The sequence below is a fragment of the Eikenella exigua genome (assembly GCF_008805035.1).
Classification (GTDB): Bacteria; Pseudomonadota; Gammaproteobacteria; order Burkholderiales; family Neisseriaceae; genus Eikenella; species Eikenella exigua.
Map to the genome: position 1 here is coordinate 867,652 of NZ_CP038018.1, position 25,905 is coordinate 893,556.

The 25,905-nt window shown below is 55.4% G+C and carries 23 protein-coding genes; 18 read left to right on the forward strand and 5 right to left on the reverse strand.

Going from position 1 to position 25,905, the window contains the following annotated elements; all coding sequences use genetic code 11:
• The first annotated feature begins 242 nt into the window (after positions 1 to 242).
• The 6 genes from EZJ17_RS04615 to EZJ17_RS04640 all read left to right on the forward strand — a co-directional run bounded on the left by EZJ17_RS04615 (position 243) and on the right by EZJ17_RS04640 (position 7,295).
• A complete protein-coding gene (locus EZJ17_RS04615; protein ID WP_067439078.1) occupies positions 243 to 1,016 on the forward strand; it encodes an RDD family protein in 774 nt (257 codons plus the stop codon).
• Positions 1,013 to 1,993 carry a stage II sporulation protein M gene (locus EZJ17_RS04620; protein ID WP_067439075.1) on the forward strand — a complete coding sequence of 327 codons (981 nt, stop codon included), beginning with the start codon at positions 1,013 to 1,015 and terminating at the stop codon, positions 1,991 to 1,993. Before EZJ17_RS04615 ends, EZJ17_RS04620 begins: the two co-directional genes overlap by 4 nt.
• Positions 1,990 to 3,504, forward strand: a complete 1,515-nt coding sequence (locus EZJ17_RS04625) for a DUF4129 domain-containing protein (RefSeq protein ID WP_151086245.1) — start codon at positions 1,990 to 1,992, stop codon at positions 3,502 to 3,504. Before EZJ17_RS04620 ends, EZJ17_RS04625 begins: the two co-directional genes overlap by 4 nt.
• Positions 3,501 to 4,865, forward strand: a complete 1,365-nt coding sequence (locus tag EZJ17_RS04630; protein ID WP_151086247.1) for a DUF4350 domain-containing protein — start codon at positions 3,501 to 3,503, stop codon at positions 4,863 to 4,865. Before EZJ17_RS04625 ends, EZJ17_RS04630 begins: the two co-directional genes overlap by 4 nt.
• Positions 4,866 to 4,937: 72 nt before the next feature.
• Complete coding sequence (locus tag EZJ17_RS04635; RefSeq protein ID WP_151086249.1) at positions 4,938 to 5,942, forward strand: AAA family ATPase; 1,005 nt, start codon at positions 4,938 to 4,940, stop codon at positions 5,940 to 5,942.
• A gap of 9 nt (positions 5,943 to 5,951) precedes the next feature.
• Positions 5,952 to 7,295 (forward strand): DUF58 domain-containing protein, encoded by a 1,344-nt coding sequence (locus tag EZJ17_RS04640; RefSeq protein WP_067439064.1) that lies wholly within the window; start codon positions 5,952 to 5,954, stop codon positions 7,293 to 7,295.
• A gap of 274 nt (positions 7,296 to 7,569) precedes the next feature.
• Here the strand turns inward: EZJ17_RS04640 and rpsU are convergent, their stop codons facing one another.
• From rpsU to EZJ17_RS04655, 3 genes are all read right to left on the reverse strand, one after another.
• Positions 7,570 to 7,782, reverse strand: coding sequence for a 30S ribosomal protein S21 (gene rpsU, locus EZJ17_RS04645; RefSeq protein ID WP_023886457.1), 213 nt, complete (start codon positions 7,780 to 7,782; stop codon positions 7,570 to 7,572).
• A gap of 282 nt (positions 7,783 to 8,064) precedes the next feature.
• Entirely contained in the window at positions 8,065 to 8,907 is an 843-nt protein-coding gene (pgeF, locus tag EZJ17_RS04650; RefSeq protein WP_082886426.1) for a peptidoglycan editing factor PgeF, read from the reverse strand.
• Positions 8,904 to 10,049 (reverse strand): M14 family metallopeptidase, encoded by a 1,146-nt coding sequence (locus tag EZJ17_RS04655; RefSeq protein ID WP_067439061.1) that lies wholly within the window; start codon positions 10,047 to 10,049, stop codon positions 8,904 to 8,906. Before EZJ17_RS04655 ends, pgeF begins: the two co-directional genes overlap by 4 nt.
• Before the next feature lie 214 nt (positions 10,050 to 10,263).
• On the opposite strand from EZJ17_RS04655, the gene adk reads away from it, so the two are divergent.
• The 3 genes from adk (at position 10,264) to msbA (ending at position 13,508) form a co-directional block, all read left to right on the forward strand.
• Positions 10,264 to 10,911 carry an adenylate kinase gene (gene adk, locus EZJ17_RS04660; RefSeq protein WP_067444772.1) on the forward strand — a complete coding sequence of 216 codons (648 nt, stop codon included), beginning with the start codon at positions 10,264 to 10,266 and terminating at the stop codon, positions 10,909 to 10,911.
• An 89-nt stretch (positions 10,912 to 11,000) separates the two neighbouring features.
• Complete coding sequence (locus EZJ17_RS04665; RefSeq protein WP_067439055.1) at positions 11,001 to 11,519, forward strand: CNP1-like family protein; 519 nt, start codon at positions 11,001 to 11,003, stop codon at positions 11,517 to 11,519.
• A 174-nt stretch (positions 11,520 to 11,693) separates the two neighbouring features.
• Positions 11,694 to 13,508 carry a lipid A export permease/ATP-binding protein MsbA gene (gene msbA / locus EZJ17_RS04670; protein ID WP_067439052.1) on the forward strand — a complete coding sequence of 605 codons (1,815 nt, stop codon included), beginning with the start codon at positions 11,694 to 11,696 and terminating at the stop codon, positions 13,506 to 13,508.
• A 175-nt stretch (positions 13,509 to 13,683) separates the two neighbouring features.
• On the opposite strand, the gene EZJ17_RS04675 is transcribed toward msbA, so the two are convergent.
• Positions 13,684 to 14,190: a disulfide bond formation protein B gene (locus EZJ17_RS04675; protein WP_067439049.1), complete on the reverse strand. Its 507-nt coding sequence runs from the start codon at positions 14,188 to 14,190 to the stop codon at positions 13,684 to 13,686.
• Between the two features lie 324 nt (positions 14,191 to 14,514).
• Here EZJ17_RS04675 and EZJ17_RS04680 point away from each other — a divergent pair, with 324 nt between their 5' ends.
• Entirely contained in the window at positions 14,515 to 16,740 is a 2,226-nt protein-coding gene (locus EZJ17_RS04680) for a TonB-dependent siderophore receptor (protein WP_067439046.1), read from the forward strand.
• Between the two features lie 99 nt (positions 16,741 to 16,839).
• Here EZJ17_RS04680 and EZJ17_RS04685 read toward each other — a convergent pair whose 3' ends face one another.
• Positions 16,840 to 17,085 carry a CsbD family protein gene (locus tag EZJ17_RS04685; RefSeq protein WP_067439043.1) on the reverse strand — a complete coding sequence of 82 codons (246 nt, stop codon included), beginning with the start codon at positions 17,083 to 17,085 and terminating at the stop codon, positions 16,840 to 16,842.
• A 124-nt stretch (positions 17,086 to 17,209) separates the two neighbouring features.
• On the opposite strand from EZJ17_RS04685, the gene EZJ17_RS04690 reads away from it, so the two are divergent.
• The 8 genes from EZJ17_RS04690 to EZJ17_RS04725 all read left to right on the forward strand — a co-directional run bounded on the left by EZJ17_RS04690 (position 17,210) and on the right by EZJ17_RS04725 (position 25,119).
• Positions 17,210 to 18,940, forward strand: coding sequence for an ABC transporter ATP-binding protein/permease (locus EZJ17_RS04690; RefSeq protein WP_151086251.1), 1,731 nt, complete (start codon positions 17,210 to 17,212; stop codon positions 18,938 to 18,940).
• 419 nt (positions 18,941 to 19,359) lie between these two features.
• Positions 19,360 to 20,235 (forward strand): 4-hydroxy-tetrahydrodipicolinate synthase, encoded by an 876-nt coding sequence (gene dapA, locus EZJ17_RS04695; protein ID WP_067439037.1) that lies wholly within the window; start codon positions 19,360 to 19,362, stop codon positions 20,233 to 20,235.
• 42 nt (positions 20,236 to 20,277) lie between these two features.
• The gene (gene bamC / locus EZJ17_RS04700; protein WP_067439034.1) at positions 20,278 to 21,405 is read left to right on the forward strand and encodes an NlpB/DapX family lipoprotein; all 1,128 of its coding nucleotides are present in this window, start codon (positions 20,278 to 20,280) and stop codon (positions 21,403 to 21,405) included.
• 258 nt (positions 21,406 to 21,663) lie between these two features.
• Positions 21,664 to 22,362, forward strand: a complete 699-nt coding sequence (locus EZJ17_RS04705; RefSeq protein ID WP_082886424.1) for a LemA family protein — start codon at positions 21,664 to 21,666, stop codon at positions 22,360 to 22,362.
• Positions 22,363 to 22,603: 241 nt separating this feature from the next.
• Positions 22,604 to 22,873: an NGO_0222 family membrane protein gene (locus tag EZJ17_RS04710; protein ID WP_067439031.1), complete on the forward strand. Its 270-nt coding sequence runs from the start codon at positions 22,604 to 22,606 to the stop codon at positions 22,871 to 22,873.
• Positions 22,870 to 23,463, forward strand: coding sequence for an RdgB/HAM1 family non-canonical purine NTP pyrophosphatase (gene rdgB, locus EZJ17_RS04715; protein WP_067439028.1), 594 nt, complete (start codon positions 22,870 to 22,872; stop codon positions 23,461 to 23,463). The genes EZJ17_RS04710 and rdgB overlap by 4 nt, the downstream gene beginning before the upstream one ends.
• Positions 23,464 to 23,596: 133 nt before the next feature.
• On the forward strand, positions 23,597 to 24,115 hold the full coding sequence (locus EZJ17_RS04720; RefSeq protein WP_240746213.1) for a thermonuclease family protein: 519 nt from the start codon (positions 23,597 to 23,599) through the stop codon (positions 24,113 to 24,115).
• A gap of 227 nt (positions 24,116 to 24,342) precedes the next feature.
• Positions 24,343 to 25,119, forward strand: a complete 777-nt coding sequence (locus EZJ17_RS04725) for a ferredoxin--NADP reductase (protein WP_151086252.1) — start codon at positions 24,343 to 24,345, stop codon at positions 25,117 to 25,119.
• Positions 25,120 to 25,905: the final 786 nt, after the last annotated feature.

Here is a 25,905-nt window from a genome sequence, read left to right on the forward strand (position 1 = left end):
GATATTTTCAGGTAGCCTTCATTGCGCTTAGGCTTAGGCTACCTGAAGATTGGTGCGCAGAAGTTGCGCTATTGTGTTTCAGGTAGCCTTTCTTTCTATCCTATCCCCACACAGCTATCCCGCATAAAAATTGTCTGTAAGCAGTTTTACCCACCTGCTGGGGGCTTGCCAAACCCCCGTCTTTCGGGCAAAGTTCGTCATTTTCTTGGCCACCCTTCATTTCGTTTGGCAAGCCTCTCATTATGTCTGAACCCATTCTCTCGCGGCTGGATACCCTGCTCAAAGTTGAAACGCCGGAAGCTATTGATATTTATCTGCGTCCGGCTTCGGTGTTTGCCCGTTCGCGCGCTTGGTTTGTTGATTTTATTCTCCGCGGCATTTGGCTGATGCTCTCCACTATGCTGTTTGCATTCATCTTCTCTGGTACGAATGGCGGTGATGACGGCAATATCGCCCAAGGCCTGTTCTTCTTTCTGCTGTTTGTTAATATTTTCTTCACACTGTGGTTGTATTTCGTGGTGTTTGAAGTGTGCTGGAACGGGCAGACGCCGGGCAAGAAAATCTTCGGTTTGCGTGTGATCAACGACAATGGCACGCATATCTCCTGGTCTGCTTCGTTGCTGCGCAACCTGCTGCGTGTGTTTGACAGCCTGCCGTTTTTCTATGGTATCGGCATGATCTGCGGCCTGTGCAATCCTTACGGTCGCCGCTTGGGCGATATCATGGCTTCTACGGTGGTGGTGTATGTGGATAAAACGCGTGGACAGGCCGAGCGTATGGATTTAGGCAATATTGAAGCGATTACCCCGCCCGTGGCACTCACACGCGAGGAACAACAGGCAATTTTGAGCTTTGTTGAACGCCGCCGCCATTTGAGCGCGGCGCGCACCGGCGAATTGGCGCAAATGATGGTGGGGGCGATTTTCGGCCAACGGGAAGACGAACGCAGCGCCGAGCGGTTGATATTGGGCTTGGCCAAATATTACGCGGGTGAACAGCGGAAGGAGGCGGCGTGAGGCAACTGTTTTTTGAAGAACAGCATCAGGCGTTCTGGCGCACGTTTGAGCAGGATTTGCAACAGCTGGAAAAACGGCGCGGCAGTCTGAGTGCGCAGAAAACGGCTTTGTTTATGCAAGACTACCGCACAGTGTGCCATCATTTGGCGGTGGCCACCGATCGCTGCTATTCCGGCGGCCTTACCGATTATTTGCAATATCTGTGTGAACGCGCGCACCAGCTTTTGTATGTGGGGCAGCAGGTATCGCTGTGGGTGCGCTGCCGCGATTTCGTGATGCAGGGCTTCCCGCAGCTAGTGCGGCGTGAGAAAAAACTGGTATGGCTGGCGCATGCACTGTTTTACCTGCCGTTTATCGTGGCTTTCCTGCTCACGGCGTTTTATCCCGACAGCGTGGACAAAATCGAAGGCTTACAGCATGGTCCGCAATTGGCGGATAGCTATAAAGAGATGCTGGATCAGTATAGTGAGGGCACCAACCGCGAGGCGTGGCAGAACTTTGTCATGGCTGGCTATTATATTTTTAATAATATAACCATTGCGTTTCAAAGTTTTGCCAGCGGCATTCTGTTTGGTTTGGGCACGGTTTATCTCACGGTGATGAATGGTTGGGTAATCGGCGGGGCAATGGGCTATATGACCCGCGATCCGGCCGGACCGGCCTTTTTCTCGTTTGTGGGTGCGCACGGCGCATTTGAGCTTACCGGTATTGTGATGGCTGCGGCAGGCGGCCTGCGGTTGGGTTTGGCGCTGCTCAAACCACAAGGTTTGTCGCGGCGTGATGCCTTGCGCATTCAGGGCAAACAGGCGGTGGGGCTGATGAATGGTGGTTTCCTGATGCTGTTTATTGCCGCATTTATTGAAGGCTTTTGGTCGCCGATTACCAGTATTCCGATGATTTTGAAATATATTGTTTCCATAGCAATGTGGCTTCTGGTGTATGCTTATCTGCTGTATGCGGGCAGGAGGGCGGCATGAATATTTGGGAAACCCGCCTGAATTTCCGCCCGCGCAGTGGCTGGGAGGCTTTGGATTTGGGTGCGCGCCTGTTTCAGGAGCGACCGGCGCTGTATATGGCGGTGTGGGCAACCCTGTCACTGCCGGTGTATGCGTTGGTGCTGGCTTTGTGCTGGCAGCAGCCTGAATGGGGCGGTTTTTTGGTGTGGTGGCTTAAGCCGTTGTTTGAAGCACCGGTGCTGTGGCTGATGTCGCAGCAGGTATTCGAGCCGCTGCCGCCATACCGGCAATGCGTGCGCGCGGCGTTTAGGCAGATGTGGCGGCCGCGCTTGATTGGCGATTTAACCTGGCGGCGCTTCAGCATGCGCCGCAGCCTGGTGTTGCCGGTTACGCTCCTGGAGGGCTTGAGCGGCAAAGCGCATCAGCGCCGCTGTAATGAGTTGTCGCGCCAAAGTGGCGGTGCAGCCAGCTGGCTAGCGTTTTTCGGCATCCACCTGGAAAGTATCTTGGCTTTTGGCCTGCTTGCGATGCTGTTTTGGTTGTGGACGGGCGATCCGGCGCAAAATATCGTGGCCGGCCCGTTCGGTGGGGCGCGCTCCACTGATGCTTTGCAGCAGATTGAGGCTTTGGTGTCTTCCGGCGAAGGTTTGATTTTTCAGCATTTGCTCAACGGCATTTATGTGCTGCTGCTGTGTTTTTGGGGGCCGATTTATGTGGCCTGCGGCTTCACGCTCTATCTGAATGCCCGCACCAAGGCCGAAGGCTGGGACATCCGCTTGGCTGCCCGCAAAATCCAAGGCCGCCTGTTGGGCAGCAGCAGTGCGTTGTGGGCATTGGCCTTGGCTGTGTTTATTGGCTTCAGTTTTTCAGGTAGCCTGCATGCCGAGCCGCTACCCCAGCGTGAAAAGGTGGAGCAAATCCGCGATAACACCCTGCGTAAAGCGCCGTTTCAAAGCATCAAAACCCAAACCGAATACTGCTGGTTCAAATGCGATAAAGACGACGATGCTGCATCGCGCCAGCAGCTGGAGCTGCCTAATGTGAAAACCCCATCGCCAGCTTGGTTTAACGCCCTGATGTATGCCCTAATCGGCTTGCTGTTGGCCTTGGTGCTGTGGATTTTATACCGTTGGTATCAAGCCAACGGCGGTTTTGGCTTGAGCCAGGGCGAAGAGGTGCCGGAAACCCTATTCGGCATGAAAATTACGCCAGAAAGCCTGCCCAACGACGTAGTTTCCGCAGTGCTGGCCGAATACGAACGCGACCCGCGCGCTGCCATGAGCCTGCTTTATCGCGCCAGCCTCTCGCAAATCAGCCGCCGCTACGGCCTACCGCTGCGCAGCAGCGACACCGAAGGCCAAGTGCTTAAACGTGTGCGCCAGCGCCAGCCGCAGCTTTTGGACTACTGGCAATCGCTCACCGATAACTGGGTAGAACTGGCCTATGCCCACCGCTTGCCCGAGCGGGAAGCGGTGCACAGCCTGTGCCGCCAATACCGGCGAGTGTTTGCCGGTGGGGAGGGTAGGGCATGAAAAACCGTCGATCCATCCTCATCGGCCTGATTGCCATATTGCTTATAGGCGGCTTGGTAGCTGTTGCCGGCCTGTCCAAGCAGGAAAGCAAAACCTGGCAGTCGCTTGATCCCAAACAGGAAATGCGCGAGGGGCAGCTCTATGGTCTGAAAACCCTGCTCACCCGATACGGTGTGAAAAATATCCGGCACGAACGCAGCCTGTTCGGTTTGGGCGGACTTAATGCATACGATAATAACCGCCTGCTGATTGTGGCCGACAACCGCATGCGGGATAAGGAAGATGCCGAACGCCTGCTGGAATGGGTTGGGCGCGGCAACCATTTGGTGATGGCGTTGCCCAGTTATGCTGATGATAACTCGCTGAAAGCAGACGGCAAGCCGGGCAATACCGAAGATGAAGACACGCTGAATTTCCGTCAAACCATGCTGCGCCATTTGCAAATTGGCACCGTGGAGTTGGAGGAAATCGATGTTAAAACCCTGCCTAATCTGCCTGCTTGCGTGAAAGCCGCCGAGCAGCGCCGCGAAGCCGCCCGCCAAGTTGGCGACGAAGTTGCTTTGAAGGTTGATCCGCACTGCAACGCCGGCTTGAGCAGTATCCAGCTGCCGGAAGGGGCCACTATCCAAACCTTTACCGGCGCCGAATACAGCAGCACTAACGGCTGGGCGGCACAAGACAGCAAACTGGTATTGTTCCAAGGCAAAAACGCCTACGGTGCAATACAAACCATCCGCGTGCGCTACGGCGATGGCAGCGTGCTGCTCACCTGGAATGACAACTGGCTGGGCAATCCGAGCCGCCCCGACTTCAACCGCAACCATCTCGCTCTCTACGACCACCCCTACCTTGCCGTTTATCTGGCTCAAGGGAAAGACGGCATCCTGCTGGCCGAGAAAGTTTACCCGTCCGGCTATAACAACGCCGAGCCGATGATATGGAAAATGCTGAAAGCCCAGCCCATATTGTTTGCCGTTGTGCTGGCCGCTGCCGCCGTATTACTGTGGCGCATCATCGTCCGCGTGGGCGTGGTGCAGCAGCTGCCGCCTGCGCCGGAACGCTACCTGAACCAGCACCTGCTCGCACAAGGCCAGTTCCTCTCCAGCCACCTGAGCCGCCGCGCCATCCTCAGCGATATGCAACGCCGCTTGCTCGAAGCCCTGCAGCAGCGCCACCCGGCTTGGAAACAAATGGGCAGCCGCAAACAGCTGGAGTTTTTGTGCGCCCAAACCAAACTGCCGCCCTCCGTGGTTGAACCATGGCTTCAGCCTCTGCCGGAACAGGTTAATTTGGTGCAGTGGCTGCAAATGCTTGCCGCCCACCAGCGCATCGTGCGCAAGATAAACCGCTCGTGGTATTAGCGCGGCTAGAGGCTACCTGAAACCCAAACCTCCGATTAACCAACGAAACAAACAACGTAAAAGGATGATTCGATGACGGACATCAATTTCTCCCAGCCCCAACAAACCAGCGCCAACCCCGCCATCCAGCAGGGCGTGCGCGCCATTCAAGTGCTGCGTTCGCGGCTGAACGAAGTGCTCATCGGCCAACAGCAGGTGGTGGACGAAGTACTCACCGTATTCCTGGCCGGCGGCCATGTGCTGCTCGAAGGCGTGCCGGGCACCGGTAAAACCTTGCTCGTGCGCTCGCTGGCGCAAACCTTTGCCGGTGAATTCCGCCGCATCCAATTCACCCCCGACCTGATGCCCTCCGACGTTACCGGCCACTACCGCTACGATGCGCAAAACAGCCGCTTCGAGCTGCGCCAAGGCCCGGTGTTCACCCACTTGCTGCTCGCCGACGAAATTAACCGCGCTCCGGCCAAAACCCAATCCGCCCTGCTCGAAGTGATGCAGGAGCGCAGCGTAACGCTCGACGGCCACACCCATCATCTGCCCAGCCCCTTCATGGTATTGGCCACGCAAAACCCGATTGAGCAGGAAGGCACTTATCCGCTACCCGAAGCCCAGCTCGACCGTTTTATGTTTAAAGTGATGATCGGCTACCCGGCTCCTGCTGACGAAGCACGCATGCTGAATGCTGTGATCAACAGCAGCAACAACGACCTGCTCAGCAGCAGCCAGCCCACGCACGTGTTCCAGCCGCAGCAAATCGACCAGCTGAAAAAACTGGTGGCACAAGTGAGCGTTGATCCGCAGATTATCGACTACACCGTGCGCCTGGTGGCTGCCACCCGCGACTGGCCTGCCTTATCCGTGGGCGCCGGGCCGCGTGCCGGCATTGCTCTGATTAGCTGTGCTCGCGCTTATGCCTTGTTGGCTGGCCGCGATTTCGTTACCCCCGACGATATCAAAGCCATTTGGCTGCCCGCCATGCGCCACCGCGTGCGCCTCTCCACCCAGATGGAAATGGAAGGCATCCAAGTGGAGCAAGTATTGAACGAACTGGCCGCCTCCGTGCCCGCCCCGCGCTTGTAAGGCATATTCATGAGACCATCCAGACTGCTGGTGCTGCTGTTTGCCGCCCTCGTTGCCGTGTGCATCGCCGGCTGGCTGATAGGCTACCTGAACGCAGATAACGGCCGCATCGTCCAATACATCGCCGGCGGCCTCGCCGTCCTGCTCGCCTTGGCGGCGCTGATTGATGCCTTCTGGCAGCGCCGCCAGCCCGAGCCGCGCTGGGAGCGCAGCCTGCCGCACCAGTTTATCCAAGGCCGGCCGCACGAAGTGGAACTCACACTTACCCCGCCGGCCAAAGGCCGCTGGCGGCAGCCGCAAACCATCCTGGTGGCCGACCTGTTTCCGCCCGACTGGGACACCGACACCCCGCATCTGATTATCGACACGCGGCCCGGCCGCCTTTCCACCATCCGCTACCGGCTCACCCCGCGCCGGCGAGGCCGTGCCGAATTTGCCGGCATCGAATACTGGCTCGCCAGCCCGCTCGGTCTGTGGCAGCGGCGGCATCGGCAGGAGCTGCCCGGCAAAGTGGACGTGCTGCCCGATTTCAGCCGCATCCTCGGTGCCGATTTAATCGGCCTACAACGCTGGCTCAACCTCGTGGGTGTGAAAAAACTCCCGCGTTTAGGCCTTGGTCAGGATTTTCACCAGCTGCGCGACTACCAAGATGGCGACGACATCCGCAATATCGACTGGAAAGCTACCTCCCGCATGAGCCGCCCCATCGTGCGTACCTATCAAGACGAGCAAGACCAACAGCTCATCTTCCTGCTCGACTGCGGCCGCAATATGCGCCTGCAAATGGAAGGCAAAAGCCATTTCGACCATGCCCTGCAGGCCATGCTACTGCTTTCTTACACCGCGCTCAAGCACGGCGACGCCGCCGGCCTGCTTACCTTCGCTCATCCCGTAGCCCGCTTCGTGCCACCGCATAAGGGCATGGAGCAGCTCGGCCGCCTGGTGCAGGGTATGTTCGATATCGAACCCTCGCAACAGGCCGCCGATTTTGAAAGCGCCGTGAACTTATTGCTGCAAAAACAGAAACGCCGCGCCCTCGTGGTGGTGCTCTCCCATTTGAACCACGAAGATAGCCGCCACCTACTGCAACACATCCAGCGCCTGCGCAAACACCACATGGTTTTATTCGGTGGCTTGCGCCCGCTTGCGCCAGAAGAAGTGCGCCAACAGCCCGTGCGCAACGAAGCAGACGCCCAAGCCTACCTCGGCGCTTTGCAATACGAAAGCCACGTGGCCGAAGCCATCCGCCACTTTGATGCCGCCCGCATCAACGCCATCAATGTTTTGCCCAACCAACTGAGTACCGAACTTATCAACCGCTATCTCCAGCTCAAACGTCGTCAAGCGTGGTAGGGGAGGCTACCTGAAAATTTTAGGTAGCCCTGTCTTTAACTTCAAACGCTCAAACTTATAGCTGAAACAATCATTTTCTTACAGGTGGCTGGTCCTAGGCGGTGTGGGAGGGCTGTAAGGCGAGCCAATGCCGTATGAAACGAAGCGTTTCAGTCAGTGGTGCATCCAAATCTCCAAGCTATGAGTACATAAACTTTCAGGTAGCCTTTTCGGCTTATGGCCAAAGAAAAACACAGCCGGTTGTAATAACGGGCTGTGTTTGTTTATCAAAAGATTAGTACAGTTTCGGCGGCAGCTGTTGGCTGCGCAGGCGTTTTTGCAAACGTTTTACTGCAGCAGCTTTTTTGCGTTTGCGCTCAGTAGTCGGTTTTTCGTAGGCTTCACGGGCACGCAGCTCGGTGAGCAGGCCGGTTTTTTCGATAGAGCGCTTGAAACGGCGCATGGCTACTTCAAATGGTTCGTTTTCTTTTACGCGAATAGAAGGCATTTTGTCATCCTTAAAATATTTTATTTGTTGCCGGGCAATGGTGCCCGAGAAAATGGTTTGATTTATCACTTTTGCACTGGCTGGTGCGGGCTGGATAAGAGCCGGGGTGGAAAAATCACCTCCTAATCGGGGCGGCTACACCGGCTGTGCGGTGCGCCAAAATATTAGGCAGCAGAAAGGGCTGCATACAAAGGAACGAATTATGGCGGCTACGACCGAATTTGTCAAGCAGAGCAAGACGGTAGCAGTGCATGGGTGGTAATAAGTGCTTCGCTAGAAAACTCATACTTGATTTGAACTGGAAACATGGGTTTCAGGTAGCCTTTGCCCACTTAGCTCCGGGCTCAGCCACACGGCGCTGACCATGCGGCCGGTTTGGCCGTCGCGGCGGTAGGAAAAGAAGCGGTCGCGCTCGAGCACGGTGCAATGCTGGCCGCCGTAGATTTGGCTAACGCCGGTACGGCGCAGGGTTTGTGTAGCAAGCAGGTAGATATCGGCTAGGTATTTGCCGCTGCCTATAGATTCGAAGGCGGCTTCGGCAGCGGGGTCGGCCTGGGTGAAGGCAGCTAAAACGTCGCTGCCCACTTCAAAAGCGTCGGGGCCGATGGCTGGACCGAGCCAGGCGAGGAGGTCGGCAGGGTCGGCCTGCATAGCGGCGATGGTGTTTTCCAGCACGCCACCAGCTAGGCCGCGCCAGCCGGCGTGAGCAGCGGCCACTACGCTGCCGGCACGGTCGCAGAGGAGTACGGGCAGACAGTCGGCGGTCATGACGGCGCAGGCGGTGCGGCGGCTGCGGTCGAAAGCGGCATCGGCTTCCGGCGGAGCGTCAAGGTAGTCGGCAGCGGCCACTACGCGATTACCGTGCACTTGGCGCAGATAGGCCAGCGGCAGGGGAACGTGCGCCTGCACGTGGCGGCGGTTTTCAGCCACGACGGCGGGGTCGTCACCCACGTGGTCGCCCACGTTCAGGCTGGCGAAACGGCCTTGGCTGACGCCGCCTTGGCGGGTGGTAATCAAGGTGTGGACATTGTTTGGCGCGGGCCAATCGGCGTGCAGGAGGCTACCTGAAATTTCAGGTAGCCCTAAGTTGGCGGCAAAGCTGTTGGCGGGGAATTGGCCGTTCATGCGGTTTCATCCGGGCGCAGTTGCGGGCAGACGGCGAGGATGGCGCTGAGGATGGCTTCGCCCAAGCGCAGGGAGCGCTGGCCGTTCCAGCCGAAGTCGTCGTCGGGCAGGTTGATGTTGTCTTTGAAGGGCATTTCGAGGGTGTAGGAGAGGCAGCCGAAGGTTTCGCCCACGTAGGATTTGGCAATGGCGAGGTTGGCTTGGCCGAGGGCGGTTTTGGGGTAGCCGTGTTCGTCTTGGAAGTCGGGGCTGGCCTGGCGCAAGGCGGTTTTGAAGGAGGCTTCGAGCGCGGCGATGCGTGCATCATAGGAAGGGTTGCCTTCGCAGCCGGCGGCGAATACGTAGGGCAGGGCTTCTTCGCCGTGGATGTCGAGAAATAAATCTACGCCGGTTTCGTGCATTTTCTGGCGCACGGCATACACTTCGGGGCTGCGCTCGGGGCTGGGGTTTTGCCATTCGCGGTTGAGGTCGGCACCGGCGGCGTTGGTGCGCTGGTTGCCCAGGGCGGCGCCGTCGGGGTTCATATTGGGCACGATATAGAAGGTGGCGCAGTCGAGCAGGGCGCGGGCGGTGGGGTCTTGGTGGTCGAGCAGGCGAGAGAGCAGGCCTTCGGCAAACCATTCGGCCATGCTTTCGCCGGGGTGCTGGCGGGCGATAATCCAGATTTTGAGGTCGCTGGCGGCTTGGTGGCCGATGGTGAGCAGGTTGATGTCGCGGCCTTGCGCGGTGCTGCCAAGGTCGTCGATTTGGCACAGGCCGCTGCCTTGGGCGTCGCCGAGGAGGTTGAGGTGCTGCTCGTGGGAGTAGGGCTCGAAATAGGCGTAATACACGCTGCCGGCCAGCGGGGTGTGTTCGATGGTGAGCACGCCGTCTTCATAACGGGTGGGCACGCGGAACCAGTTGCTGCGGTCGTAGGAGGCGGTGGCCTGATAATCTTCCCAGCCTTCGGGGTAGCTGGATTGACTGGCGTTTTCGATGCGGATACGGCAAGGTTGGTAGGCCACGCCCTGCAAGCGGAAATAAAACCACTGGCTGAAGGAGGCGGCATTGTCACCGCGCAGGGCGAGGCGGATGTTTTGGCTGCCGGCGCTGTCGATTACGGTGATGGCGCCGGCATCGAAGTTGCTGCTGATTTTAGGCATGGCAGGTCTCGCTGCTTGAGGAGGGAAAGCGGGGATTGTAATGCTTTTCAGGTAGCCTTTCTAGGGAAGGCGGGGCGAGGAAAGGGCGGCGGAAACTGGATTTTTTGCGGCAGGAGCTCTAAACTGTGCGGCAGATTGGGCGGCAGCGTTTTTCAGGTAGCCTGTTGGAGTATTGCTGCTGCCTTGCTTTATATTGATTTTAAAGGAAGAGATAATGAAGATTTTGTTATTGGGCGCACCCGGCGCGGGCAAAGGTACGCAGGCGCAGTTTATTACCGCCGCTTTCGGTATCCCGCAGATTTCCACCGGCGATATGCTACGCGCTGCCATTAAAGCAGGCACGCCGCTGGGTTTGGAAGCCAAAAAGATTATGGATGCAGGCGGTTTGGTGCGCGACGACATCATCATCGGTATGGTGAAAGAGCGCATTGCGCAGGATGACTGCAAAAACGGTTTCCTGTTCGACGGCTTTCCGCGCACGCTGGCGCAGGCTGAAGCCATGCAGGAGGCAGGCGTGATTTTGGATGCGGTGGTGGAAATCGATGTGCCTGATGCGGTGATTCTCGAGCGCATGGCCGGCCGTCGTGTGCACCTGCCCTCCGGCCGTACTTACCACATACGCTACAACCCGCCCAAAGTGGAAGGTAAAGACGACGTTACCGGCGAAGACCTGATCCAGCGCGACGACGACCGTGAGGAAACCGTGAAAAATCGCCTAGATGTGTACCACAAACAAACCGCCGCGCTCATCGGTTTCTACAGCCAGCTCACCGGCGACAATGCGCCTCGTTACATCAAAATCGATGGCACACAGCCGGTGGAAGCCGTGAAAACCGCTGTGTTGTCTGCCTTAGGCAAATAAGCCGGGTGCGGGTGCAGAAGTTTTCAGGTAGCCTCCAGCCAAGTAGCAGGCTACCTGAAACCAAAAGGCTACCTGAAAAAGGAAAAGCAATGAAAAAACTATGGTTTGCAGCCTGCGTATTGGCGCTTTCCGTCGCCGCTTCAGCCGAATTGCGCGAAAACCGCTCTTACATGCCGGAAGAGGAAAAGCCGTGGGAAGAGGCTGCCGTGGTGTTGCCCGATTATCCCGATTTGCAGCGCGGCGAGTGGTTTGAGCTGTATATCAACCCCACCTACCGCAATAAAGTTTGGCTACAACTGCCCGTGCAGCAGGCTGCCGACCGCAGTATGCGTTATGTCCTGGCAGTACAGCCGCAGGGCGGGCAGCCGAATATGAGTTATGAGGGCATGCGCTGCGGCGACCGCCACCTCAGATCCTTCGCCTTTGGCGATAACACCAACCGGCGCTGGATTGCTCCGCGCAATAATGTATGGCGCAAGTTCGACAGCTATGTGAACGCCAACGACCCGGTGCGTAGCCGCCTGATGGCGATTTTCTGCAACGACGGCCGCGCGCTCACTGCGCAAGAGCTCGATCAGCGCATCCGCAGCATGGGTGGGCTACACTGACGGTGTGAACGCTTAAATCAAGATAAAGGCTACCTGAAAACTGGTATGGGTTTCAGGTAGCCTTTTCCCCAGCCAGCCACAAATTTAGGTTAAACCCTGCTAAAGCGGCCTTGCCGCATTGTTGCCTGCCCCCGATATGCCTTACAATCGCCATTTTCAACGGCAGAGGCCACCATGTCTTCGTCTTCTACCCCGTACACTACAGCCAGCAGCCTGGCCTTATTCCGCCGCCTGTTTGGCTACCTGAAAAACTATCTGCGTATTTTCGCCCTGGCCGTGCTCGGCATGGTGGTGGTGGCCGCTACTGGGCCGATTTTCGCATGGCTGCTCAAGCCGCTGATTAACGAAGGCTTTGTGGAGAAAAATCTCTCCGCTATGCGTTGGGTGCCGTTGGCGATTATCGGCCTGTTTATCTTGCGCGGTATTTTCAACTTCATCAACGAATACAGCACCAGCTACCTCTCCGGCCACCTGGTGCAGCAAATTCGCCGCGAAATGTTTGCCAAAATGCTCAAGCTGCCGGCCGGATATTTCAGCCAACACGGCAGCGGGCGGATTATGTCGCGCATCATGAACGATGCCAGCCAGATTACCGAAGCCGGCTTTAATGTGGTAACCGTCACCGCCAAAGACGGCATCACCGTAGTGGGCTTGCTGTGTTTTCTGCTGTATTTGGATTGGCAGCTCACGATTATTACGTTGATTTTAATTCCGGTGCTGGCCTGGTGTGTGCGCCAGGTGAGCAAACGCCTGCGTCAGCTTTCGCGCGAAAGCCAGCAATATGCCGGGCAGATGACGCAGGTGCTGGGCGAGAGCATCACCGGCGAGCGGGTGATTAAAGTGTATGGCGGGCAGGAGCACGAGAAAAACCGCTTCGATGAAACCGCCATCAACGTGCGCCGCAACGGTGTGAAGCAAACCGCCGCCAACTCCTTCAGCACGGCGGTAACCCAGCTGATGATTGCCACCGCGCTGGCCGCCATCCTTTATTTGGCTGCCGCCCGCGCTGCTTCCGATTCGTTTAGCGCCGGCGATTTCATGTCCTTCCTCTCCGCCATGCTGATGATGTTCGATCCCATCAAGCGCATGACCGGTATTTCTTCCTCGCTGCAACGCGGCCTGGCTGCCGCCGAGAGCGTGTTCCAGTTTTTAGATGAACCGGTTGAGCCCGATAACGGCACCGAGATCCTCAGCGAGCACACCGGCGATATCGAGTTGGTGAACGTGAGCCACCACTATGAAGGTGCCGCCCGCAACAGCCTCGACAACATCAATTTGCACATTCCCAATGGCAGCGTGGTGGCCTTGGTGGGTGCGTCCGGCTGCGGTAAAACCACGCTGGCCAACCTATTGCCGCGCTTCTTCGATCCCACCGCGGGCGAAGTGCGTATCGGCGGGCGCGACATCCGTGAATACAGCATGGCCTCCCTGCGCAAACAAATGGCGCTGGTGAGCCAAGACGTGGTGCTGTTTAACGGTACGGTGGCTGAAAACATTGCCTACGGCCGTTTCGATGCCGATCCCGCTGCTATTGAAGCGGCTGCCAAAGCCGCCAACGCCTGGGAGTTTATCTCCGCTATGCCGCAGGGCTTGCAAACCGAAATCGGCCAAAACGGCCTCAAACTCTCCGGCGGCCAGCGTCAGCGTATTGCCATTGCCCGCGCTCTGCTGAAAAACGTGCCCATCCTGATTTTGGACGAAGCCACTAGCGCGCTCGACACCAAATCCGAACGCCTGGTGCAATCCGCACTCGACAAACTCATGCAGCAGCGTACCACTTTGGTGGTGGCACACCGCCTCTCCACCATCGAGCAGGCCGATAACATTGTGGTGATGCACGAAGGCCGGATTGTCGAGCAGGGCAAACACGCCGAGCTGCTTGCCAAAGGCGGCCGCTACGCCGACCTCTACCGTATGCAGTTCCACGAACAGCAAGAGCAACAGGCACAACAGGCAGAAGCCGCCGAAAGCCTCTCGGGCATGCTTTAACGCTGTTGCATAGGAGTAAAGGCAAAGGCTACCTGAAAGATTTCAGGTAGCCTTTTTAGTATGTTTGTAGGCGAGTGTTTCATAGATTGAATTGCTAGCCAGCCTTACATTCAATCGAGCCCAAAAATTTCAGATAGCACATAACACGTTGCAACAGGTTACCTGAAAATATCTACTACTCCGCTATTTCATGATGACGCATCACCCACCAGCCGCCCCACAGGCCGACCAGGATAAACGTACAAGCCAGCAGCGACCACCAGGCAAACGGCACACTCAAGAAATATTCCACCGTGCCGCATTGGCCGTAGCCGCGGATAATCGGCTCATACCAATCAAACAGCGGCGCTCCCTGCAAGCGGAAAGTCCACGGCGCACCACAGGAAGGCTGCTGGTCTATGGGCAGACTTTGCAGATGCAGCTGGCTGATGGCCGTCCAGCCGCCCCATAGCGCCGGAATACTCACCAGCATCGCCGCCACCGTCCGCGCCCAGCGGCGTTTCAGCGGCAACAGCATAGAAAGCAGCGAAAGCAGCCCCACGAAAATAATCGACACTCGCTGAATAATACACATCACACATGGGTCCATACCCCGCCCATACTGCATATACAACGACATCGCCGTGCACACCACCGCCACGGCAAAAATGCCCAACAGGATTTTTCGATAAGAACCAATCATGATCTGCTTTCATCCGGCTTGTAAAACAAAGGATATTATTATAAGCCCGCCACCGGAGAACGCCAAACGGCAAAGGCTACCTGAAAAATAAGCTTATCCGATACGCCGCTTTGAAGTACACATTTTCAGGAGACTGCATCATTGTTATTCGGCAACAGCGAAGAAGGGAGTATCCGGCCAACAACCAAACTCTTTGCGTTGCGTATGGTATTTGCACTCTATTTGTTGTTAAAAATTATCAAATTCATTTGTATTAGGTTGTAAAAGACTATAATCGCGCCTTGAAAATTTATCTATGTTTACTTTTCTTATCAAAGGGAAATTATGCAACACCCGTTCAAACCCACCTTTATCGCCGCCCTGCTGGCCGCTACCGCGCCCGCATGGGCCGATAATGCTGCCGAAAATGAAGGCGGCAGCGCCGAATTGGAAAGCATCCAAATCACTGCCCGCAACCGCAGCACCCGCACCGGAAACCGAAACAGCTACACCACCTCCGCCATGCGCACCACCACGGGGCTTTCGCTGTCGCCCAAGGAAACGCCGCAGTCGGTGAGCGTGATTACCAAACGGCAGATGAGTGACCAAGGCATTACCAGCATGGAAGATGCGCTGAAAACCACTACGGGCGTCAACGTTATCCGCGATACCGGTACGGCGCGCTTCCAATCGCGCGGTTTCTATATCGACCAGATTGAGGAAGACGGCATCAGCAGCGTGGTACCCGGCGCAGTAGCCAACCCCATGTACGATGCACAATCTGCTACTGATTTGGCAGTGTACGATCATATCGAAGTGGTACGCGGTGCCACGGGGCTTACCCAAGCCAACGGCGAGCCGGGCGGCACGGTCAATGCCGTGCGTAAACGCCCGACCTCTTTGCGCCAAATACAAGGCGATGTTTTGTTTAACCGCTTCGGCACCGCCCGTACCACGATTGATGTTTCCGGATCGCTGAACAAAGCGCAAACCCTGCGCGGACGCGTGGTAGGTGTGGCAAGTAGAGACGGCAGTTTCAAAGACAGTGCGGCAGGGAACACATTCACCTTATACGGCGTGATGGATGCACAGTTAGGCGAAGATACCAAGCTCACTTGGGGCGGGCTGTATCAGCGCAAAATATCCACGCCCGACGACTGGGGTATTCCGATGGGCGTGAACGGCAGTGATTCCGGTCTGCCGCGCGACACTTTCCTCAGCTATGATTGGAGCCGCAACAGAGCCCGTAAAATCAATCTGTTTGCTGAATTGGAGCACTATTTTCCCAACGATTGGAAACTGACCGGCACGCTCAATTACAACAACAACCATTCTTTGAAACGTAACGGCGGCATTTACAGCGGCAGTACTTCCTATGCGGGCTGGACAACCGGCGGCGTTCTGCCTTCCGGCTGGCTTGGCCGATATGACCGCAACGAAAAGCAGTTCACCATCAAAACCAATCTGAACGGCAAATATCGCCTGTTGGAGCAGGAACACGATGTGTTCTTCGGCTATACCTATAACCACAAAAGCGGTGGTGGCGAACGCCGCCAGTTCCGCCATCTTCAGTCTTACGACCCGTCTTCTTTCCGGGGTAACGAAGTGGCCGAGCCGGATTGGTATGCCGGTACACCGTGGATGTTGTGGGACTACGATAATACCGAGCGCAGTTATTCCTTAATGGCCGGCACACGCTTCAACCCCACCGAAAAGCTGCACATTTTGGCCGGCACGCGCTACACCAATATGACCACCAAGTCTGTGGTGGACTATCATTACACCAGCGGCGCGGTCGATAATGACCCGGATAGTGTTACCGAGCGCAACCACCATCGTTTTATTCCGTATTTCGGAATCATTTACGACATCACGCCGCATCACAGCGTATACGCCAGCTACACCAGCATCTTCAAGCCCAACGGCAGCAAAGACCGCTACGAACGTTATCTGCCGCCGGTATTGGGCAGTAACTACGAAATTGGTTGGAAGGGCGAATGGTATGAAGGTAAGCTGAATGCTTCCGTGGCCTTGTTCGACATCGTGCAGAAAAACCGCAGCGTGCAGGTGTACGACAATATCATGTCGCGCTGGTATAACGAGCCGGTGGGCCGTGTGCGCAGCCGCGGCGTGGATATGGAAATTTCCGGCAAGCTGACGGACGATTGGCAGCTGTTTGCAGGCTACACGCTGAACAACAGCAAATATCTGGATGCCGAAAACCGCGGTGCGATTCCTGCGGGCACCAATTTCAGCAAACACACGCCGCGCCATATGTTCCGTCTCTACACCAGCTACCGCCTGCCCGGTGCGGCAAACAAATGGACGATTGGCGGCGGTGTAACGGCACAAAGCGAAACGTCCAGCCTGGCCAATGTGAAGCAGGGCGGTTATGCGCTGTTTAACGCCAATGTGCAATACAGCTTCAACGACAACATGAAGCTCAGCCTGATTGGCAGCAACCTGACCGACCGGCGCGTGTATGAAAACCAGAAAACCCGGCAGAACGGCATCAACAACTATCTGATCGAGCCGCGCAACATCATGCTGAAATTCGATTGGAAGCTGTAATCCCGCCGCGCGGGCAAAGAGAAAAGGCTACCTGAAAATTTTCAGGTAGCCTCTGTTCGGCGGCGTGGGGCAGGGCGGTTTGCCGTGCCGTTTGCTCAGTTAGAACTTGCTTTTGATGTCGTTGATCAGGCCCTCGGCTTTGCCTTTGACTTCGCTCACCAGCTCTTCAGCGGATTTTTTGCCTTTTTCCAGCACATCGGCCGCTTGTTTTTCCACATCGGCAATGGCTTCTTTAGCTTTGCCCACGCCTTCTTGAATCAGGCCTTCGGCTTGCAGTTTGCTGCTGCCGATGGCATCGCCCACTTCTTTTTTCACTTTGCCTACGATATCGTCGAAATTGCTCATAAAAATACTCCTTGGTTGTGTGCTATAAGAGTTGGAACTATAAACCTTTTCCGCTTCGCAAGTAAAACCGATTAACCTTGCTTTACCATCCAATATTATCCATATCCCATTTTCAGGTAGCCCCGTGAAAACCCTCCGCCGTTTCCTCCGTCTTGCCGCCCCGTTTTGGTTTGCCAAAAGCCAATGGCGCGAATGGCTGCTTTTGGCTGCCGTGGTCGGCTGTTCGCTCGCCATCGTGCGCGTCAGCGTGCTGATTACCGATTGGAACAAAACGTTTTACGATGCGCTCGCCGCCTTCGACAGCACCGCCATGCCAGCGTTGGCTGGCGAATATCTGCTGTATATCACCTTGGTGACCGCCTTGGTTGCCTTCGGCAACTGGTTGCGCAAAATCCTGCTGTTCCGCTGGCGCAGCCACCTTACGCAGCAGTTCCAGCGGCAATGGCTCGTCCGCAGCCGCCACTACCGCCTGCAACTGCAACACGGCGGCGGGCCGGACAACCCCGACCAGCGCATTGCCGAAGACATCTTCTTGCTCTCGGAAAAAAGCATCGATTTGTTCAAATATTTCATCATGAACGCCGCCAAACTCGGCGCATTCGTGGTGATTTTGTGGCAGCTATCCGGTGTGCAAACCTTCAAAATCTTCGGGCAAAACATCACCGTGCACGGCTATCTGGTGTGGGTGGCGCTGGCCTATTCGGCAGCCTGCACGCTGCTCACCCATCTGATCGGCCGCAAGCTCCAGCCGCTCAACGTGGAACGCCAGCACCGCGAAGCCGACTACCGCGCCACCCTCTTGCGCGTGCGCGACCATGCCGAGCAAATTGCCCTGTATCGCGGCGAAGCTGCCGAACAAAGCCGCCTGAACCGCCACTTTGAAGCCGTACGCCGCAACTGGCGCGAGCTTATCGACCGCGAACTGCGCCTGGAAACCTTTTCCGCCGCCTATCTGCGCCTATCCATGTTTATTCCCATCATCGCCACCCTGCCTATGTATCTGGCACATACCCTCACTTTCGGCGACATGGTGAAGGCACGCAGCGCGTTTTCCAACGTGCAGGACGGCTTCGGCTGGTTTATGGATTACTACAAACGCATCATCGAATGGGCATCCGTGGTGGAACGTCTGGACGGTTTTCAGGTAGCCCTGAACACGCTGGACGACATACCGCAAAAGCAGCCCGCACATGATGGCGACGGCAAATCCGGCCAAACCGCCGCACTCAAAGCGGACAAGCTCACCCTCCACACCGCAGACGGCCGCACCCTGCTGCACGGCCTCTCGCTCGCCGCCCGCGCCGCCGAATGGTTGCTGCTTGAAGGCCGCAGCGGCATTGGCAAATCCACTCTGCTGCGCACGCTGGCCGGGCTGTGGCCGTATTATCAAGGCCGTTTCGCCATCCAAGGCCGCAGCCTGTTCCTGCCGCAACGCCCCTACCTGCCGCACGACAGCCTGCGTAACGTGCTTGCCTATCCGTATGCCACCGCACCTGATAACGCCGCCATCGCCCAAGTATTAAGGCAAACCGGCCTGCCGCGTCTGACCGCGCTCGATCCCGATGCCGAACACGAGTGGCACAACATCCTCTCTGGTGGCGAACAGCAGCGCCTCAGCCTTGCCCGCGCCTTGCTGCATCGCCCCAATGTATTGTTTCTGGACGAAGCCACCAACCAGCTGGACGACGCTTCCGCCGCCGAACTCATGCACACTCTGCGCCAATGCTTGCCGGATGTCTTGTGCATCGGTATCAGCCATCAGGCACGGATTCAGGAACTGTTTGAGCGAAGGGTGGATTTGGCTGGATTTATGGAAGGGGAAATGGCGGTTTGCGAGGCAGAGGGCACCACTTGAAACAAAGGCTACCTGAAATTTCAGGTAGCCTTTCTATTGCCGTGGTTCGGCATTGTTGTAACGATATTTGGTTTTACCGATTTCTTTTAAAGTCTGGCGAACTCCACTATTACGCTCGTTTTAACCGCGTTGGAATCTTGTTCTGGCTAGCTTTCAGCGAATGGCTGCTGGTTTACTAAGAGCAAGAATATAGTCGGTTGCCCAGATTTTCTCAGTGATGGCTGCCTAGTGGAGGCTACCTGAAAGCAGTTAATGCCTTCATTTATCATACTCAATCTGTTTGCTAAATCCATATTGCCGGCACTTGGGAGATAATTTCGGCAAGCAAGTTTTAATCTATGCAATATTTCGCACAAGCCGGCAAAATAGGCTACAATCGTCCCGTTTTCGACCACCCACCAAATATAAGGTTGTGAGCCATGCTAACCGGTAGTCTTGTCGCCATCATCACCCCGATGCGTGAAGATGGCAGTGTCCACTACGAACAATTCCAACGCCTGATTGATTGGCATGTTGCCAACGGCACGGATGCCATTGTCGCCGTTGGTACCACCGGCGAGAGCACCACGCTCAGCGTGCCGGAAAAGATTGAAGTGATCGAGGCAGCCATCCGTTTTGCCGACGGCCGTATTCCGGTGATTGCCGGTACCGGTGTGAACAGCACCAGCGAAGCCATCGAGCTGTCTCGTGCGGCAGTTGGCTCCGGTGCGTATGCCACGCTGTCTGTGGTGCCGTACTACAATAAACCGCCGCAGGAAGGCATCTACCGCCACTTCGCTGCTATTGCCGAAGCGGCGGATATTCCGATGATTGTGTACAACGTGCCCGGCCGCACTGTGGTCAACATGAACAACGATACCGTGCTGCGCTTGGCCGAAATCCCCAACATCATCGGCATCAAAGAAGCCAGTGGCGACATTGGCCGCATGGTGGATCTGATTAACCGCGTGCCCGAAGGTTTTGCCATCTATTCTGGCGACGACCCCACCGGCATGGCTGCCATGCTGTGCGGCGCACACGGTGTGATTACCGTAGCCGGTAACGTGGCGCCCAAGCTGTTTGCCGATATGTGCCGTGCCGCATTGGCCGGTAATCTGGCTGAGGCCCGTGTGCTGAACGCCAAACTGGTGCCGCTGTATCAAGAAATGTTTTGCGAGCCCAGCCCGGCCGCGCCGAAATGGGCGCTGGAAAAGCTGGGTTTGTGCGGCCGTGCCGTGCGCTTGCCGATGGTCAGCCTGAGCGAAACTGGCCAGGCGCGCGTGAGCGCCGCACTGCAAAAACTGCAACTGATTTAATTGGATTTAATTACAAGTTTCAACCCTGAAGGACATAGCTGCATGAACGTATTCAAACTGCCCGCCGCCTTGTTGATGGCCAGCTTGGTGGCCGGTTGCGCCACTAAAACCGAAGCACCCAAGCTGGACTACCAAACTGAAAACCGCAAAGTGGTGAGCTTGGAAGTACCGCCCGATTTAGACAACCCCTCGCAAGGCAATATATACAACCTGCCCGCTGGCGGCTCAGTGCGGGCCAGCGATGTTGCCCGTAGCCAGCAGGCTGCTGCCAACAAAGCGGGTTCGCCGGTGTTGGCTGAGGTGAAAAACATCACCATGCAGCGAGAAGGTGGTGAGCGTTGGCTGAACATTGCCAACAAAAACCCAGCCGAAGTGTGGCCACTCTTGCACGCTTTCTGGCAAGAGCAGGGCTTCGTGATTGCCCGTGAAGAGCCGGGTATCGGCCTGATGGAAACCGATTGGGCAGAAAATCGCGCCAAACTGCCGCAAGACGGCCTGCGCCGCCTGTTTGAACGCGTCGGCTTGGGCGGTGTATATTCCACCGGTGAGCGCGACAAATTCACCATCCGCCTCGAGCGCAACAGCAAAGGCGGTACCGATGTATTCTTCACCCACCGCGGTATGAAGGAAACCTACGCCGACCACAACAAAGACACCACCATGTGGCAGCCTTCACAGCGCGATACCGCTTTAGAAGCTACGCTGCTCGGCCGCTTCATGCAGTATTTAGGTGCCGACGAACAACAAATTGAGCAAGCGCTGAAACAGCGGCAGGCTGCCGCCCCGCGCAACGGCGATTTGGCCAGCCTGGAAAAAGGCCGCCTGATTTTGCGCGGTAATCAAGCTCGCAATTGGCGTCGTGTCGGCCTTGCGCTCGACCGCATCGGCCTGAGCGTTACTGCCCAAAACACCCAACGCCAAGCCTATTTGGTTCAGGTGGCTCCTGCCGAAGGAAAAGCCGTGCGCACCGAGAAGCCCGGCTTCTTCAGCCGCCTATTCGGCCGCAGCAGCAAACCCGCCGAACCGCAGGCACAGCCTGAATTTGTGGTAGCTGTGCAGCCGCAAGGCAATAACAGCAGCCAATTGGTGTTATCCAACAAAGACGGCAGCCCCTACCAAGGCGCGGATGCACAAACTTGGCTGAGCCGCCTGTATAACGAACTGCGCTGATGGCACAATGAGAAAGTAGCCTTATAATGCAGATTAAAGGCTGCTTCTGTATTGTTTGTATTCAAGGCTACCTGAAAGTTTGTTGTATCCAAGAGGCTGTTTTTCCTTAATCCAACTATGCCGATAGTTTTCAGGTAGCCCTATCCCGCTTGCCAGGCAGCTTGGAAAGCCTTTATGGCAAACAAAAACAAATAGAGAACTGTTACAATACGCCGCATTCGTCTCCTTATTTTCGACCATCATTCAGGAGTTGCACACATGCTTTTGTTCTTGCTAATTATTGTTACCGTTGCCATTGGTTGGCTGGTTAAGGTTTACAACACCTTGCAAAGCAGTATGCAGAGCATTCGCGAAGGGTTTTCCAATTTGCAGGCTGGTTTGAAAAAACGCCAGCAGCTCAGTGGGCAGATTATCGAAATTGCATCCGGCTATTTGGAACACGAGCAAATCACGCAACTTAAAGTAGCTCAGGCTAACAATACCCAACAGATGATGGCTATGGCGCAATCGTTTCCGCAACTGAAAGCTGATGCCACCTATCAAAAGCTGATGGGGCAGTTGGAGCGCTTGGAAAATGAAATTCTCGAGCGTCGTGAAAGCTACAACAACCGCGTGCGCCGTTTCAACAGCTACCGCAACTCCTTCCCCGCCGTGTTGGTGGCGCAGAAGCTGTCGTTTGGCACGGTGGAATATTTCAACAGCGATGATGAAAAATTTGATGCACAGGCACAGAGTTTTGCCCGCGACGATACCGAATGCTTGCAAAAAATTATTGGCAGCAGCGCACAGGCGGTTAAATCGGCATCCGAACACGCAACACGGGCAGCCAAAGAAGGTGTATCGCAGCTAAAACAGCAATATGGCGACAAACCTAATGTAGTAGATACCACGCAGGATGTAATAGCACAAAATGAGGAATCGCAGGATACCGGGCAGCCAAACGGTTCGCCACAATAAAAGATTGGCCGTTTATGTTTTCAGGTAGCCTTCCCGGCTACCTGAAAACATAGGCTGTTACAAAGCCGGAACAGGGTAAGGAGTATCCGGCTAATTTTTGTTTGCCGAAAGGTTGCCTGAAAGCGCATCCTTTAACGGAAGTGAATCAGAATTCGCCATTTCCGTCTCATTCGGATTCAAATGATCTATTGAAATCAAATTAATCCTAAATTTAACCTTTCTTGCTCTAACGCATATTGCCATGAATAAAACCAGACGCTACCTGAAACTTACCGCGCTGTTCACGATACTATTTATCCTGTTGCTGCTCGCGGGCAATGTGTTATTTATTTTGAAATACACCGCCGCAGCTGTAGCCTGTTTCCTGGCCGCCTTCCTGTGCATAGCCGGGCAGATGGCTTCGTTGGCCAAGTTTTTACGCGAAAAACAGCTTGTCGCCCAACAGATGCAGCAGGCTGTTTCACAGCAGGTAGAAAATGAAGCTCAACCGACAGGTAAGGAGGTAACGTGAAAGAATTAGTATTAGCCAGTACCAACGCCGGAAAATTGCGTGAATTCAACACTCTGTTTGTCAAACTCGGCTGGCAGGTATGTCCCCAGTCGGATTTTGCCGTGCCCGAATGCCCGGAACCGCATGTTAGTTTTGTGGAAAACGCGCTGGCAAAGGCACGGCATGCCAGCCGACATAGCGATTTGCCCGCACTGGCTGACGACAGCGGTATTTGCGCGCCTGCCCTAAACGGCGCACCGGGCGTGCTCTCCGCACGCTATGCCGGAGAGGAGCTGCGTTCTGATGCTGCCAACAACGCCAAACTGAGTGCTGACTTGGCTGCGCAGGCCAACCGCGCCGTGTATTACGTTTGCGTGCTGGTTTTAGTGCGCCACGCCGATGACCCGCAGCCGCTGATTGCAGAAGGCGTGTGGCACGGGCAATGGCAGGAACAGGCCGCCGGGAGCAACGGCTTCGGCTACGATCCACATTTCTACCTACCCGATTTGCAGCAAACTGCCGCCCAGCTTGCACCAGACACCAAAAACCAACTTAGCCACCGTGCTCAAGCTTTGCGGCAACTGGCAGAAAAAATCCGTGCCGGATTTTAACAGCATGAAACACCTGTTACCCATTCTGCAGGTCAAAGGCTACCTGAAAATAAACATAGTAAATTTTGCCAAAACAAACGCAGTGAGTTTTTGCGGAGCTAAAACTAATGCAGCAGGTTTCGTCAAAATCGGCATGGCCGGCTACGCTATGCTGCTGGCCGCCTGTTCTACCTTGCCCGCCAGTGCCGAACCTGCCAGGAACAACATCATTAGCGGCGAAGTGGTTCGTGCGTGGGACGGTGATACGCTACATCTGCAAGACCACCGCTCCGGTCAACGGCATAAAATCCGCCTTGCCGGCATCGATGCGCCGGAATTGGAGCAAGCCCAGGGCAAAGCCTGCCGCGACCGTTTGGCCGAACAAGTGCTGCATCGACAAGTACAGGCCGAAATCGTGGATACCGACCGCTACGGCCGCAAAGTGGCACAAATCCGCCTAAATGGCCAGGATATCAACCGACAGCAGGTGGCCGACGGCTGCGCCTGGCACTATCGCCGCTACGCCCGCGAATGGCAGAGCGAGGCCGAATATGCTGCCTATGCCGAAGCTGAAGCACAAGCCAAAAACCAGCGGCTCGGTCTGTGGCGGCAAGCTTCTCCGCAGGCACCGTGGCAGTTTCGCCACCGGCAGCCGCAACAGTATCGGCATTGAGTAGGCTACCTGAAAACGAACGTAGTGAGTTTCGCTAAAGCGTAAGTCTCAACGAAGCTAAAACGAGGTTGCAGCGAAGTAAAAAATGAAAGGGATGGGCTTGGCCAAAACTAGATAGCTGCTTAATCAAAATCGTTCGCAATAAAACCCCTATCCCTTACAACACAATGCTATAATTCGCAAATTTTTCCGCCGCCGAGCGGTTTCACTTTATTTAGAAAGACAATATGGCAGCCTTCAACACACAAAAAGTCCTGTCCGTACACCACTGGACCGACGCCTATTTCACCTTCACTTGCACCCGCGACGACAGCCTGCGTTTTGAAAACGGCCAATTCGTCATGGTCGGCCTGCTGGTGGACGGCAAACCCCTGATGCGTGCCTACAGCGTGGCTTCCGCCAACTGGGAAGAGCATCTCGAGTTTTTCAGCATTAAAGTGCCGGATGGCCCGCTCACCAGCCGTCTGCAGCACCTCAAAGTCGGCGACGAGGTGCTTATCAGTAAAAAGCCCACCGGCACTCTGATTTGCGGCGATTTAAACCCCGGAAAACACCTCTATCTGCTCTCCACCGGTACTGGTATTGCCCCGTTCTTGAGCATCACTAAAGATCCAGAAGTGTATGAGCAATTTGAAAAAGTCATTCTCGTACACGGTGTGCGCTATAAAAAAGACCTCGCCTACTACGATCGCTTCACCCAAGAGCTGCCTAACCACGAATACCTGGGCGAAATGATTCGTGAGAAACTGATTTACTACCCTATTGTTTCCCGAGAGGAATTCGAGCACCAAGGCCGACTTACCGATTTGATGCGGAGCGGCAAACTGTACGAAGATATCGGTCTGCCACCGATTAACCCACAAGCCGACCGTGCTATGCTGTGTGGCAGCCCGGCCATGCTCAAAGACACTAGCGATGTGCTCAACAGCTTTGGCTTAACTGTGTCGCCCAAAATGGGGCAGCGCGGTGATTATCTGATTGAGCGCGCGTTTGTAGACCAATAAAGTTTGAGTATTTTAGTGAAGAAAAGGCTACCTGAAAACGCAGCGAGGCGAAATTTCTGCGAAGCTAAAATTTCAGGTAGCCTTTGAGGACGAATGGATTGATGCCTTGTGTGAGAAATAGGCTCTCTATCAGCTGTTGTCTGCTTTTGACAAATACAGAATCAGTGCTGTTTTCCAGCGCATCAGCAATATGGTTATCGATTCATCCCGCATCAGTAAAGGCAGCACGATGGATTCACCACATGTAATCAGGTTGGCAGTGATGTCGTAGTAGAACAGGTTGCTTGTCGGTACACTGTCGAGCAAGTGCAGTAAAGTAGAGCAAATAGCAGAATTGGTGTAGGGTGGGATATGTTGCTTGAATGAAAACTGTGCTCAAGATGCAGTTTCATGATCAGTGTTGTCCAGCTGGTGAACAAGAAAGTTTTCGATTAAATGACAGGTAGCTCGCGGATAGGTAGAAATTGTAGACACCTACAGCATAACGTAATTCTTCGTTATTACTGTCTAGCCAAGAGGGCAGCTTGGTGTGGGAATCGGTGCGGCAGTGTTAGTAGACGTCAACTGGAGTCTTCATGTTTTATCAGACATAGAAGGGGAGAACTTAAGAAATTTAGCGGGACTTGTTTTGCTTGTTTTTATTTTGTTGAAGCTTTGCTTTCAGGAGGCCTTCGTAGCGGATTAACATACTTTGTGATGTGAGTTGGCGAGTATAAGCTTAAGCCGCTCAGGCATATGGGAAGATGCAACGTTGTATGATAAATATATAAGAAAAGGCTTAACTAT